This window comes from Vibrio ichthyoenteri ATCC 700023, from assembly GCF_000222605.1.
GTDB lineage: Bacteria > Pseudomonadota > Gammaproteobacteria > Enterobacterales > Vibrionaceae > Vibrio > Vibrio ichthyoenteri.
Genome location: NZ_AFWF01000319.1, coordinates 58,700 through 71,935, shown reverse-complemented (window position 1 = coordinate 71,935; position 13,236 = coordinate 58,700). Strand labels below are relative to the sequence as shown.

The 13,236-nt window shown below is 46.8% G+C and carries 11 protein-coding genes and 1 pseudogene; 6 read left to right on the top strand and 6 right to left on the bottom strand.

Going from position 1 to position 13,236, the window contains the following annotated elements; all coding sequences use genetic code 11:
• Positions 1–39: 39 nt before the first annotated feature.
• Positions 40–1,835 (bottom strand): annotated as a pseudogene (gene kefB, locus RH85_RS21310) (glutathione-regulated potassium-efflux system protein KefB).
• Complete coding sequence (kefG, locus tag RH85_RS21305) at positions 1,819–2,427, bottom strand: glutathione-regulated potassium-efflux system ancillary protein KefG (RefSeq protein WP_006714808.1); 609 nt, start codon at positions 2,425–2,427, stop codon at positions 1,819–1,821. The pseudogene kefB and the gene kefG overlap by 17 nt, the downstream one beginning before the upstream one ends.
• 134 nt (positions 2,428–2,561) lie before the next feature.
• Here kefG and RH85_RS21300 point away from each other — a divergent pair, with 134 nt between their 5' ends.
• From RH85_RS21300 to crp, 6 genes are all read left to right on the top strand, one after another.
• The gene (locus RH85_RS21300) at positions 2,562–4,481 is read left to right on the top strand and encodes an ABC transporter ATP-binding protein (protein WP_006714807.1); all 1,920 of its coding nucleotides are present in this window, start codon (positions 2,562–2,564) and stop codon (positions 4,479–4,481) included.
• Positions 4,481–4,972, top strand: a complete 492-nt coding sequence (locus RH85_RS21295) for a TIGR02444 family protein (protein WP_006714806.1) — start codon at positions 4,481–4,483, stop codon at positions 4,970–4,972. The genes RH85_RS21300 and RH85_RS21295 overlap by 1 nt, the downstream gene beginning before the upstream one ends.
• Positions 4,973–4,977: 5 nt before the next feature.
• Entirely contained in the window at positions 4,978–5,952 is a 975-nt protein-coding gene (locus tag RH85_RS21290; protein ID WP_006714805.1) for a hydrolase, read from the top strand.
• 42 nt (positions 5,953–5,994) lie between these two features.
• A complete protein-coding gene (locus RH85_RS21285; RefSeq protein WP_006714804.1) occupies positions 5,995–6,207 on the top strand; it encodes a YheU family protein in 213 nt (70 codons plus the stop codon).
• 182 nt (positions 6,208–6,389) lie between these two features.
• Complete coding sequence (locus RH85_RS21280) at positions 6,390–7,259, top strand: phosphoribulokinase (RefSeq protein WP_006714803.1); 870 nt, start codon at positions 6,390–6,392, stop codon at positions 7,257–7,259.
• 345 nt (positions 7,260–7,604) lie between these two features.
• The gene (gene crp / locus RH85_RS21275; RefSeq protein ID WP_005597159.1) at positions 7,605–8,237 is read left to right on the top strand and encodes a cAMP-activated global transcriptional regulator CRP; all 633 of its coding nucleotides are present in this window, start codon (positions 7,605–7,607) and stop codon (positions 8,235–8,237) included.
• Positions 8,238–8,388: 151 nt separating this feature from the next.
• Here crp and RH85_RS21270 read toward each other — a convergent pair whose 3' ends face one another.
• From RH85_RS21270 to RH85_RS21255, 4 genes are all read right to left on the bottom strand, one after another.
• The gene (locus RH85_RS21270; protein ID WP_006714802.1) at positions 8,389–9,180 is read right to left on the bottom strand and encodes a DUF1338 domain-containing protein; all 792 of its coding nucleotides are present in this window, start codon (positions 9,178–9,180) and stop codon (positions 8,389–8,391) included.
• Positions 9,181–9,292: 112 nt separating this feature from the next.
• A complete protein-coding gene (gene astD / locus RH85_RS21265) occupies positions 9,293–10,750 on the bottom strand; it encodes a succinylglutamate-semialdehyde dehydrogenase (protein ID WP_006714801.1) in 1,458 nt (485 codons plus the stop codon).
• A gap of 26 nt (positions 10,751–10,776) precedes the next feature.
• Positions 10,777–11,796 carry an arginine N-succinyltransferase gene (gene astA, locus RH85_RS21260; protein WP_006714800.1) on the bottom strand — a complete coding sequence of 340 codons (1,020 nt, stop codon included), beginning with the start codon at positions 11,794–11,796 and terminating at the stop codon, positions 10,777–10,779.
• 104 nt (positions 11,797–11,900) lie between these two features.
• Entirely contained in the window at positions 11,901–13,115 is a 1,215-nt protein-coding gene (locus RH85_RS21255; RefSeq protein ID WP_006714799.1) for an aspartate aminotransferase family protein, read from the bottom strand.
• Between the last annotated feature and the right edge of the window lie 121 nt (positions 13,116–13,236).

Sequence of the window (13,236 nt, the reverse complement as noted above, 5' to 3'; positions counted from 1 at the left end):
TAATTGGTTAAGATCCCGGCCAACGAACAACGCGAGCCTTTAATCCCAAAAATGCTTACCTTGTTTATCGTTTTCCATCTCACGGCCAAAGATCTCTTCCAGCTCTTTGCGTGCTTCTTTAGCTCTTAACGCCAATTGCTTATCTTCATGGTGCTGCGGTAACAGCTCCTTCAACATCGCGTTATCGAGTTTGCGAAAGTGCGCCTCTGAACGTTGTGCCTGATATGGATGCATACCCAATTCAATCAAGGTCAACTTACCTAAATCCAAAGCGCCGAGAAACGTTTCTCGGGAATATTTATCCACGCCATGGCTAAGCAACTGATAAGCCTCCACTCGGCTACGAGCTCGTGCTAACACTTTTAAACGGGGAAATGTTGTTTGCACAACTCGACCGTTTTCATAATGTCATCCGGCGAATCGGTACATATCACGATAGCTTCCGCTTTATCAGCCCCTGCAGCACGCAGCAACTCCAACTGGGTCGCATCACCATAAAACACCTTGTAGCCATATTTACGCAATAATCGAATTTGGCTAGCGTCACTTTCTAGAATCGTTAACTTAATCTTGTTGGCGTACAACAAGCGCCCGACAATCTGACCAAAACGACCAAAACCGGCAATGATGACGCGCGATTGCTTATCGACCACATCGGTATTGATGCTTTCTTCTTCATCAAAATTTAGTCGTTTTGCATACCATTTTTTCTGCCCCATCAACAATAAAGGGGTTGTCACCATCGAAAGGCTCACCACGACCAACAAGAAGGCGGTTTGCTCTGCGGTTAAGATCCCTTGCGCTAATGCAGCGGTAAAAATGACAAACGCAAACTCGCCACCTTGACTCAGAATGGCGGCAATGCGACTGCGGGATTTGGCTCGACTGCCATATAAACGCGCGAGAAAGTAGAGGGTGTAGGCTTTAAGCATCACTAGCGCCATCACGCAGGCAAGAATTTTGAAAGGATGTAATGCTAATAAGCCGAGATTAACGGCCATACCGACGGCGATAAAGAATAGCCCCAATAGCAAGCCTTTAAATGGTTCAATCGCAATCTCGAGCTCATGGCGGTATTCACTTTCCGCCAATAACACCCCCGCTAAGAAGGCACCGAGCGCCATCGATAGCCCCAATTGCTTCATCACCAGCGCAATACCAATCACCAGCAGCAAAGCGGCGACGGTAAATAACTCGCGCACACCACTCATCACCACATAGCGAAACAGTGGCCGTAATAAAAAGTGGCCACCAATCAATAATGCCGTCACACCGACCAGCATCCACAGACCATCTAACCAATTGCCACTGGTGTTGCCCGCGAGCAACGGCAATAGAGCCAACATAGGAATTACGGCGATATCTTGGAATAACAACACCGCGAATCCCGACTGTCCGGTTTCGGTGCCAGCAAGGCCCTGCTCATCAATCACTCTTAACGCGATGGCAGTTGAAGAGAGCGCCAAGCCCATGCCGATAACAAGGCTCATCTGCCAAGTAAAACCAAATAAATTAATGATCCCCGCAATCAGCGCGGTCGTGATTAGCACTTGCGCCCCACCTAAACCAAGGATTGGGCCACGCATTTGCCATAGTTTTTTCGGGTTCAACTCTAGGCCAATTAAGAACAGCAGCAGCACAACACCAAATTCGGCAAAATGCAGAATCGCATCCACATCTCGAATTAAGCCTAAACCCCACGGACCAATCGCCACACCCGCCAGCAAATAGCCCAGCACAGACCCCAAACCCAAGCGTTGTGCTAATGGCACCGCGACCACTGCGGCAGTTAAGAAGATCGCGCTACTTTGTAGAAAATCACTTTCCAGCGCCATGCTCACCTCCTTGCGGCGACGAAACGTCGTGCGGCAGCGGATTGTTCAGCCATTGACGATAGCTTTCCGCATGTTGATAACGCTCCATATCCGAAACATTGCGCGCCCAGTAAAGCACCAAAGGCTCTATCCATTGCATGCGACACAATGCCGCGGTTAACTCAAAGGGCTGGAGTATTTGTTCGAGCGGATACTTGTTGTAGCCATGCTCACCAAAGGCATCTTCTTTACCTCCGGTAGTAATGACGCTGCGCCAATATTTACCTTGCAAGGCGCTTTCATTGCCGTAAGCAAAACCTTTACCTAAGACTCTATCGAGCCACTCTTTCATTAGTGCTGGACAGGAATAAAGATACATTGGGTGATGAAAGACAATCACATCATGCGCCAACAGCAGTTCGTGCTCGGCGTTGACATCAATAAAAAAATCGGGGTAGCGAGCGTAAAGATCGTGCACAGTGACGTGCTCAAGCGAGGCTATCTTTTTTAGCATCACGTGATTAGCGATAGAAGTGGAAGACTCCGGATGAGCGTAAATGACTAATACTTTTGCTTTCGCTACGTTTGGCTTCGGAGTGGCTGATAAATTCATTCCGTGAACAGCTGCCTTATCATTTTCGTTATCAATTTGTTATACGCGGTTAAAGCTGAAAACGCAACGATCGACTTTTCCGGTTAATCCTCCTACTATGCGTGGCGAAACGATTAAAGATAAAGCAAAGTACTATGATCACCTTTTCTGACATTCAACTCTTACGTGGTGGTAAGCCATTACTTGAGAACGCTTCGGCGACGATCCATCCCGGCGACAAGATCGGCTTGGTGGGTAAAAACGGTTGTGGTAAATCCACCCTATTCGCTCTGATCAAAGATGAGCTATCTACCGATGCTGGCAACTTCAGCAAACCTGCTCACTGGGAATTAGCATGGGTAGCACAAGAAACCCCGGCGCTTGACCGAACCGCATTAGAGTACGTCATTGATGGCGATCGTGAGTACCGCTCTTTAGAACAGCAACTGGTTGACGCAGATTTAGCCGATAACGGCACGCTGGTTGCTGAGTTACACGGTAAAATCGAAACTATCGGTGGTTACAGCATTCGCGCTCGCGCTTCTGAACTACTGGATGGTTTGGGTTTCCGCCAAGAACAAATGAGCTGGAACTTAACTCAGTTCTCCGGTGGTTGGCGTATGCGCTTGAACCTCGCTCAAGCCCTACTTTGCCGTTCAGATCTATTACTGCTCGATGAACCAACCAACCACTTAGATCTTGATGCGGTCATGTGGTTAGAACGTTGGCTGCAAAACTATCCGGGCACGCTGGCGTTGATCTCGCATGACCGAGACTTTCTCGATCCGATCGTCAATCGTATTATTCACGTTGAAAACCAGCAGTTGAATGAATACACCGGCAACTATTCATCATTTGAAACTCAACGTGCACAGAAACTGATCTTGCAACAAGCCATGTTCCAGAAGCAACAAAAGCAAATGGCTCACATGCAAAGCTATATCGATCGTTTCCGTTACAAAGCGTCGAAAGCGCGCCAAGCGCAAAGTCGAATTAAAGCATTAGAAAAAATGGAACAAGTGCTACCAGCACAATTTGATAACCCATTTAGCTTTGAGTTCCGTGAGCCTGATGCGCTACCGAATCCAATTATGATGATGGATGAAGTCTCCGCTGGCTATGGCGACAACCTGATTCTAGAGAAGATTCGTCTTAACCTCGTGCCGGGCAGCCGTATTGGTTTGCTTGGTCGTAACGGCGCCGGTAAATCAACCTTAATCAAATTGCTCTCAGGTGAATTAAATCCACAAGGTGGTGAGCTAACCTACTCACAAGGCGTCAAAATGGGTTACTTCGCACAGCATCAATTGGAAACATTGCATCCAGAGGAAACGCCTCTGCAGCACATGATGCAAATTGCACCAAAGCATACCGAGCAACAACTGCGTGATTACTTGGGCAGTTTTGGTTTTCAAGGTGATAAAGCACTAGAGAAAGTTGCCCCATTCTCTGGCGGTGAAAAAGCACGTCTGGTTCTCGCACTGCTGGTATGGCAAAAACCGAACCTATTGTTACTCGATGAACCGACCAACCACTTAGATCTCGACATGCGTCAAGCGCTGACTTTTGCTCTACAAACCTTTGAGGGCGCAATGGTGATTGTATCGCATGACCGCTACTTATTACGCGCCACCACTGACGATCTTTATCTGGTGCATGATCGCCAAGTAGCACCATTTAATGGTGACCTGACCGATTACTATAAATGGCTCACTGAACAACAAAAAGTTGAGCGTCGCGAAGCGCAAGCCGAGCAACCGGTTAAAGATAACCAAAACAGTGCGGCAGCGAAAAAAGAGCAAAAACGCCGTGAAGCAGAATTTCGCACCCTGACAGCTCCGATCCGCAAAAAGCTCACCAAGCTAGAAGAAGCAATGGATAAGTTTGGCCAAGTGATCGCACAGGCGGAAGAGCAATTGAGTGATAACTCTCTGTATGATGCCGAAAATAAAGCTAAACTTACTCAAGTACTCGCCCAACAAGCCAGTGGTAAGTCAGATTTAGAAGAGACTGAAATGGAATGGATGGCTCTACAAGAAGAGCTTGAAGAGATGGAACAGGAGTTCAATAACTGATGAGTATCGAGCACGTACCGGTTTCGCTAACACTTGAGCGCTTATGGCAATTCAGTTTGCAGTACTACAGTGTCCGTGAAGTACAACAGGCGTGCTTAAATTTACAGAATCAGTTTAAAGGCAATGTTAACCTGCTATTGTTACTTAAGTGGCTTGATGAACAACAAGTCACTATCGCCGAGCAGGATTGGCATAAGGTCGAAGAATGCCTTGGTCGTTCAGAGTCATTGCTCAATAGCTTTCGCGAGCTAAGGCGTAAGCTCAAGCAACCATTGGCCGACACGCTTTATCGCGAGGCGTTGCAGTTTGAGCTTCAGCTTGAGAAGCAGCAACAATCCGATTTAGTCGACTGCGTGAACCAGTTATCACTGCACGCGGCCGATGGACAAGCTCTCACGCTCCGTTACTGTCGTCAGTTGGGTGGAGAACATTTGTACTCCACCTTTGCACACCCTTTTGAGATAGATTTTGACGCAAGAGAAAGTGACTGACGCCTATGACACATTTTACTGCTGCTAGCGGAATATCAAATCCGCACCTTCAAACACTCGCTCCGCGCTTTATCCGTAAAAAAGCGTTGTTTGAACCTATTTGGCAAACCCTCGATACGCAAGATGGTGACTTCCTAGATTTAGCTTGGAGTGAAGATAGCCAAAGTACGGCCGCACAAGAGAAACCTCTCTTTGTGTTGTTCCATGGCCTAGAAGGGTGTTTTTATAGCCCCTATGCCAATGGATTGATGAATGCCTTTGCTAAAGATGGATGGCTATCGGTAATGATGCATTTTCGCGGTTGTAGTGGTAAGCCTAATCGTCTACCACGCGCCTATCATTCTGGTGAAGTCGAAGATGCGCGTTTTTTCTTAGAGTATCTCAATCAGCAGTTCCCTGAGCGTGTCAAAGTTGCGGTCGGCATTTCGCTGGGTGGCAATATGCTGGCCAACTATTTAGCTCAATACGCCGATGATCCATTACTGGATGCTGCTTCCATTGTTTCTGCACCACTCGATCTCTCCGCCTGCTCTGAGCGTATCGAACAAGGTTTCTCTAAAGTTTATAAGACCTACCTGCTGCGTTCACTCAAACGCAATGCACTACGTAAGCACCACTTGTTAAAAGGCGAACTGGGGCTTACCTATCAATCGATAAAACGCGTAACCAAACTGTATGACTTTGATGATTTGATTACCGCACCACTACACGGGTTTCAAGATGCTGACGATTACTATCAGCGCTGCTCCGGGATTCATCGCCTACAGCAAATCAAATTGCCAACCCAGATCATTCACGCCAAAGACGACCCATTTATGACCGATGCCGTGATTCCGCATTTTGTGCTACCGGAGAATATTCACTATCGCTTATTTGAAAAAGGCGGACACGTGGGATTTGTCACTGGCAGCTTAATGAACCCCCGCTTTTGGTTAGAAGAAATGCTGCCTGCTTACTATCAGGGACTAAAAACGGCATAATCGAGTCTCACCGATACAAGATCATAAAATAACGAGGTATTTATGATTGTTCCTTGGCAACAAATTGCGCCTGAAACTCTGGAAAGTTTGCTTAAAGAATTTGTCTTGAGAGAAGGCACTGACTACGGCGAAATTGAAATATCTGTGCAAGACAAAATCGACCAAGTTAAGCGTCAACTCGAGACGGGAGAAGCGGTGATCGTATATTCAGAACTGCATGAAACGGTTGATGTGCAATTACGTCACAAATTCTAGCTGAGGTACTTTTTCTCTCATCGTCATTGCCGTGAAGCGCTCACTTAATACGATACGAAAAGGTTAAATCATGTTATATTGATGCGTCCAAACTGTAATGCTTTTCGAACTTAACTTGCTTGTCACACACCAAGGTTAAGTTCGAGTAATCACAGGAACGTTATCACTAGACAAGGTTTGTCATGTCAGCAAAGCATCCAATCATCGCAGTAACCGGTTCTTCTGGCGCCGGAACGACAACTACTTCTGAAGCCTTCCGTAAGATGTTCAATATGATGGACATCAAGCCTGCTTGGGTTGAAGGTGATAGCTTTCACCGATTTACTCGCCCAGAAATGGATGTGGAAATACGTAAAGCGCGCGAACAAGGCAGACACATTAGTTACTTTGGCCCTCAAGCCAACGACTTCCCTGGACTGAAAGAATTCTTTCATCAATACGGTCAAGATGGCACAGGAAAAATCCGCCGCTATCTGCATACCTTCGATGAAGCGGTTCCCTATAATCAGATGCCTGGCACCTTTACACCTTGGCAAGAGCTACCTGAAAATAGTGACGTGCTGTTTTATGAGGGGCTGCATGGTGGCGTCGTTGATGGTGATATCAATGTCGCCCAGCATGTCGATTTTTTGATTGGCATGGTCCCGATTGTGAACCTTGAATGGATTCAAAAATTTGTTCGCGATACTCGCGATAGAGGTCATTCAAAGGAAGCGGTAATGGATTCTATTGTTCGCTCAATGGACGATTACCTCAATTACATCACCCCACAATTTTCACGTACCCATATTAATTTTCAACGTGTCCCAACCGTTGATACTTCAAACCCGCTAGATGCGAAGGGCATTCCAAGCTTAGATGAAAGCTTTGTGGTCATTCGCCTACGTGGTTTTAAAAACGTTGACTACCCCTACCTATTAGCCATGATAGATGGCTCATTCATGTCACGCCACAACACCTTAGTGGTGCCAGGTGGTAAAATGAGTTTTGCCATGGAGTTGATCGTCAGACCGATCCTCCAGCAATTGATAGAAACCGGAAAAATTGGCTAAAACGATTTAGGCCCAAGTCACTTCAAGATGTGAGTTTCAACGAAATGCCATGCTTTGCAGACGCAGCGGTGACAACACTGTGAAGTCTGCATTTTGATGTCACTTGGGTGTATACAAACACGATTACTTTTCATACCGTGATCATGTGCACGTTTTTGCTTAGGAAATAGCATCTCGGACCCGATTAAAATCAAGAAATCGTTCTGGAAAAAGGATACTATTTGTAACCGAAACACAAGATAGCTTGCAGCACTATTCTAGTGCTCATGGCCTAGTTATCCCGATTTCGGGCCCAGCTAAATTATGGAAAGCAGCAAGCGTACCCTGCAGAGGAAGTGAGATATTATGGTTCTAGGTAAACCTCAAACCGATCCAACATTAGAGTGGTTCCTTTCACACTGTCATATTCATAAGTACCCATCAAAAAGCACGCTAATTCATGCGGGCGAGAAAGCAGAAACTTTGTACTACATTGTTAAAGGTTCTGTTGCAGTACTTATTAAAGATGAAGAAGGTAAGGAGATGATCCTTTCTTACCTAAACCAAGGTGATTTCATCGGTGAGCTTGGTCTATTTGAAGAAGACCAAGAGCGTACCGCTTGGGTTCGTGCCAAGTCTCCTTGTGAAGTAGCGGAAATCTCGTTCAAAAAATTCCGCCAGTTGATTCAGGTAAATCCTGATATTCTTATGCGTCTGTCTTCACAGATGGCTCGTCGCCTGCAAGTGACTAGCCAAAAAGTTGGTGACCTTGCTTTCCTTGATGTAACTGGCCGTATTGCACAAACGCTACTAAACCTAGCAAAACAACCTGATGCAATGACTCACCCAGATGGCATGCAAATCAAGATCACTCGTCAAGAGATCGGTCAGATTGTTGGCTGTTCTCGTGAGACGGTAGGTCGTATCTTGAAGATGCTAGAAGAGCAGAATCTAATCTCTGCTCACGGTAAGACTATCGTTGTTTACGGTACGCGTTAATTCACATGAATTAAGCAAAATTTATAAAGCCACCTTCGGGTGGCTTTTTCTTTATTTAAGAGTTGAGAAGCTAAGAGTAAGAAACGAGATTTTAGAGCCAAGAAACCCCACTCGACTCCCCTTTCTACAATCTCAAACGAAGTCCCTTCGTTTACGAGTTGGTACTCTCAAATATCTTATCCGCTGACGCCGCAACAAAGCCACGGTACAACTCGCCATTATCCATCGGATAGCGCTTAGCAAATTCATAAAAGCCACCCGGTATGAGTACCACGCCATCATCGAACTCAACTTGCACCTTATCTGCCATGGTTGAAGATTGCTCTAATAACACGTCAGGAGAGCCTTTCACTTCACCGCCCGCCTGGTTGATGACAAAACCAACCGCAGCAAGATGATCATTAACCTGCTGCACCTGCTCAAACTGTTCTAATTGGTTAACGCTAACCGTGAAATGATTGGCACCGTAACCATGAGCAGCCAACCAAGCAGCGTACTCACTCTCCTCGGCTAACAATAAATATTCATTGTGACTGAGCTGCCAAGGTCTACCACCATATAAGAAAGCCTCACCTTGCATCTCTTGTGGCGTCACTTGTTCCACCAACTGTTGCACGATCTGTTGCAATCTGGGCGAACACTCTTCCACTTTAAGCTCACTGATGAACACCTTCGGTTGTGTAGGGTCCGGATGCTCATAATGCTTCGCCACCAGTTTCTTGCTTTCAAACAGATAGTCACCACCAGCTTGATAACCCAAAGCGATAAATGGCTGCGCCAATACCTCGAGGTTAACAGGGGTAATATTGAAGGTTCTTAAAGCAATATGATCGTTAATCAACGCATCACTTTGTTGTAGGAGTTTGTGTATGTTTCCAGCTGACGGGCACAAGCGTTCAATATAATCATTCCACAATGATTCAAACAGTACATCTGGCGTCATAACGCCTCCTTGGAATTCTTTTTGTATCGCAGATTCTTAATGGGGATTATTAGTGTAGTTAAAGAAAAGGCCAGTGGAGTAATTTCTCTGGCCTTTCTTTGATAGTAAGCTTTTAAATGAATAATCCTGGACTTAGCGTCTCAGGTAATTGTGTCTCTCGACCTTCAATTGAGGCCATTGGATAGGCACAATAATCGGCCGCATAGTACGCGCTCGGCCTTAAATTTCCCGATGCACCTGGGCCACCAAATGGCGCATCACCACTAGCACCAGTCAAAGGGCGATTGCGATTCACGATACCGGCGCGAATGTGCTCAACAAAATAATCCCACTCACTATCTTGAGTCGTGATCAATCCTGCAGAAAGACCAAAGCGACTATCGTTCGCAAGCTCCACCGCTTGCTGTAAGGTTTGATAACGAATCACTTGCAGCAGAGGCCCAAAGTACTCCTCATCCGGTAGTTGCGTAATCTCCGTCACATCAATAATCCCCGGAGAAATAAACGCTGCTCGGCCGCCACTCGCCGCAAGTAAGCTTTTTCCTCCGAGCGACTTTAGATGACTTTGAGCGGCTAAAATACTTTGGGCTGCAGCCGGTGAAATCTGCGGCCCCATAAATGGCGCAGGTTCAGCAAACGGTTGATCCATTACAATGTTCTTGGTTGCACTGATTAACTTATCCAGCAGCACATCGCCATTTTTACCCGCTGGTAAGTAAAGCCTGCGAGCACACGTACAGCGTTGTCCTGCGCTGATAAAAGCCGATTGAATAATGGTATAAACCGCAGCATCCACCTCGCCATAGTGAGGCGAAATCACCATCGGGTTATTGCCCCCCATCTCCAGCGCTAGCATCTTCTCTGGCTGACCGGCAAATTGCCGATGCAGCAAATGACCTGTATTGGCGCTACCGGTAAACAGCAGACCATCAATACCCTTTGATTCCGCCAAGGCAACGCCGGTTTCACGCCCACCTTGTACCAAGTTAATCACGCCATCAGGCAAGCCCGCTTGTTGCCATAATTTCATCGCCAACTCCCCAGTAGCCGGGGTTTGCTCTGACGGTTTGAATACCACGGTATTACCTGCCAGTAGTGCTGGCACGATATGTCCATTAGGCAAATGCGCAGGAAAGTTATACGGCCCAAACACCGCCATCACGCCGAGAGGTCGATGACGTAACACAATTTGATTTCCCGCCGCTTCGCGCTTTTTCTCTCCAGTTCGATCATGATAAGCGGCAATAGATAGTGCAATCTTACCCGCCATCGCAGCCGCTTCAGTACGCGTCTCCCACATGGGTTTCCCGGTTTCTTTAGCGATCACTTCGGCAATCGACTCGGCCTGTTGTTTGACCAATTCCGCAAAGCGTAACACCAAGGCTTCACGCTCGGCGAAGGGGGTATTTCTCCATGTCATAAAGGCGTTGCGAGCAGCAGAGACCGCAGCGTCAACTTGAGCCGCACTTGCGCTATCGCTTTGCCAAATCACCTCGCCATTATAGGGGCTGACTGAATTCATCGGCTCACCTTGACCTGCGATCCATTGTCCTGCAATCCAATGTGACATAACCATTCCTTTTAAGTCGATAAGCTTTATAGAGGAAGCAAGCGTACGTTATCACCCTGTTTTACTTGCAATGCATTTGCCACAGCCGCAGTGACAATCACTCGGTTGGTAGCTTGGTCGAAGGCCGCTTTTTCAGCCACGGCACGAAAGTCTTCAAATGAGGTGTTACTGATCAAAAAGTGCTGCGCACTGGCGTGCTGATCAATGTGCACTTGAGCGCGAAAAGAATGACGTACCGATTCGATATTCTCACGATCACACTCCACGCTTGGACCACCATCAAAAATGTCGACATAGTTACGGCAGGTAAAGCCTTCTTTCTCCAGTAGACGCAACGCGGGTTTGGTGTTGTCATGCACTTGGCCTATAACTGCCTGCGCCTCTTTACTCAGTAAATTGACATAGATGGGTAGCTTGGGCATCAGATCAGCGATAAATCCCTTCTTACCAATCCCCGTAAGATAATCGGCTAAGGTAAAATCAATCGAGAAGAAGTGCTCTTGCAACCATTGCCAAAACGGGGAATTGCCCTCTTCATCGGAGACGCCACGCATTTCAGCAAACACGGTTTTAGAGAAACGATGCGGGTGTTCTGCCATCATCAGAAAGCGGCATTTCGACATCAACCGGCCATTATTGCCACCGCGAAATTTAGGGCGTAAGAACAAGGTGCAAATTTCACTGCAACCGGTGTAGTTATTGCCAAACGTCAGCAGTTTTACCACGTTATTTACACCCAACTTTGGCGAGGAATGTACGATGGTACTGATGTGATAGGAATAGAATGGTACATCCCAACCGATGGCAGCTTCGATCCCGGTACAACCTGCGACTTCACCGCTATCACTATCAAAGCCAACCATCAGGTAGCCTTCATCGCCCGGTGCGGTCACATTCGGTTTGGCAAAACTGTATTCTGAGTGGGTAATACGATTAGTCAGCAGTTCTTCATTCACTGGCAACGATGTAAAGCCGTGGCCGGATTCCACCGCACAGGTATGAAGCGCATCATAATCTGACATAGAGATAGGACGAACAACCAGCATCGAAAATCCCTCCTGATGCATTGATACCAATCACAACGAGTCACTGCTCATTATTACTGATTGATATGAGGCCAGCCTAATTGCTAGCCTCAGCTATTGCGATATTATTTGACCAGCGAAGCGATAGCGATCTCCAGTTTTTCCAATCCTTGTGCAATATCTTGATGGCTAATCACTAGCGAAGGAGTAAAACGCACTACGTTTGGTCCCGCGACTAATACCATTAGCCCTTGCTCACCTGCCGCGACCAATACATCACGAGCACGGCCTTGCCATTGTTCGTTTAATGCGGCGCCAAGTAACAACCCTTTACCACGAATTTCACTAAATATTTGGTACTTATCATTAATCTTAGTCAATCCTTGACGAAATAGCGCTTCACGCTCAGCGACACCTGCCAATGTTTCTGGCTGACTAACCACATCAACAACCGCTTCGGCGATCGCACACGCGAGAGGATTACCACCATAGGTTGAACCATGTGTACCGACTTTAAGATGCTCAGCCAGTTTATTGCTGGTCAGCATCGCTCCGATAGGAAAACCGCCACCGAGCGACTTAGCCGTACTTAAAATATCTGGCGTAATGCCTAAGCCTTGATACGCATAAAAGTGGCCAGTACGGCCGTTGCCGGTTTGCACTTCATCAAAAATCAATAGCGCGTTGTGCTGTTGGCAGACCTCGCGAACCGCTTGAATAAACTCCTCAGTCGGTTCAATGATCCCGCCTTCACCTTGTAAAGGCTCCATCATAATCGCACAAGTACGCGACGAAACATGCTGACGTAGCGCTTCAACATCATTGTATGGAAGGTGAGTAATGTCGCCGGGTTTTGGGCCAAAGCCATCGGAATAAGCTTCCTGCCCACCCACTGTTACGGTAAAGAAGGTGCGGCCATGAAAACCCTGTTTAAAGGCAATAATCTCTGATTTTTCCGCACCATAAACATCAGCGGAATAGCGACGCGCTAATTTTAAAGCGGCTTCATTGGCTTCCGCACCAGAGTTGGCAAAGAAGACTTTATCGGCAAAACACAAATCGGTGAGTTTTTTGGCCAAACGTAATGCCGGCTCATTGGTCATAACATTACTGAGATGCCATAGCTTCTGCCCTTGTTCAGTCAATGCCTTGACCATCGAAGGGTGGCAATGACCTAAACAACTCACCGCAATACCGCCAGCAAAATCAATATATTCGTTGCCTTGTTGATCCCAAACACGAGCACCCTTGCCTTTCACTGGAATCATTTCCATCGGGCTATAACAAGGCACCATCACCTCATCAAATAAGCCACGTTGCACTTTTATCTCTTCCGTCATCGCACATTCCCTCTTACTACCGCATGCCAATGCAGCTCGAGCATCCTTCGAGTGCTATCACAACACCTACTTATAAGTATAGAAATAAGCGTTTATATTGCACATTGACTAATACAGTATT

Excerpts from the sequence above, each read along its gene's own strand:
- kefG (WP_006714808.1), bottom strand. The coding sequence starts at position 2,427 with ATGAATTTATCAGCCACTCCGAAGCCAAACGTAGCGAAAGCAAAAGTA.
- RH85_RS21300 (WP_006714807.1), top strand. The coding sequence starts at position 2,562 with ATGATCACCTTTTCTGACATTCAACTCTTACGTGGTGGTAAGCCATTA.
- RH85_RS21295 (WP_006714806.1), top strand. The coding sequence starts at position 4,481 with ATGAGTATCGAGCACGTACCGGTTTCGCTAACACTTGAGCGCTTATGG.
- RH85_RS21290 (WP_006714805.1), top strand. The coding sequence starts at position 4,978 with ATGACACATTTTACTGCTGCTAGCGGAATATCAAATCCGCACCTTCAA.
- RH85_RS21285 (WP_006714804.1), top strand. The coding sequence starts at position 5,995 with ATGATTGTTCCTTGGCAACAAATTGCGCCTGAAACTCTGGAAAGTTTG.
- RH85_RS21280 (WP_006714803.1), top strand. The coding sequence starts at position 6,390 with ATGTCAGCAAAGCATCCAATCATCGCAGTAACCGGTTCTTCTGGCGCC.
- crp (WP_005597159.1), top strand. The coding sequence starts at position 7,605 with ATGGTTCTAGGTAAACCTCAAACCGATCCAACATTAGAGTGGTTCCTT.
- RH85_RS21270 (WP_006714802.1), bottom strand. The coding sequence starts at position 9,180 with ATGACGCCAGATGTACTGTTTGAATCATTGTGGAATGATTATATTGAA.
- astD (WP_006714801.1), bottom strand. The coding sequence starts at position 10,750 with ATGTCACATTGGATTGCAGGACAATGGATCGCAGGTCAAGGTGAGCCG.
- astA (WP_006714800.1), bottom strand. The coding sequence starts at position 11,796 with ATGCTGGTTGTTCGTCCTATCTCTATGTCAGATTATGATGCGCTTCAT.
- RH85_RS21255 (WP_006714799.1), bottom strand. The coding sequence starts at position 13,115 with ATGACGGAAGAGATAAAAGTGCAACGTGGCTTATTTGATGAGGTGATG.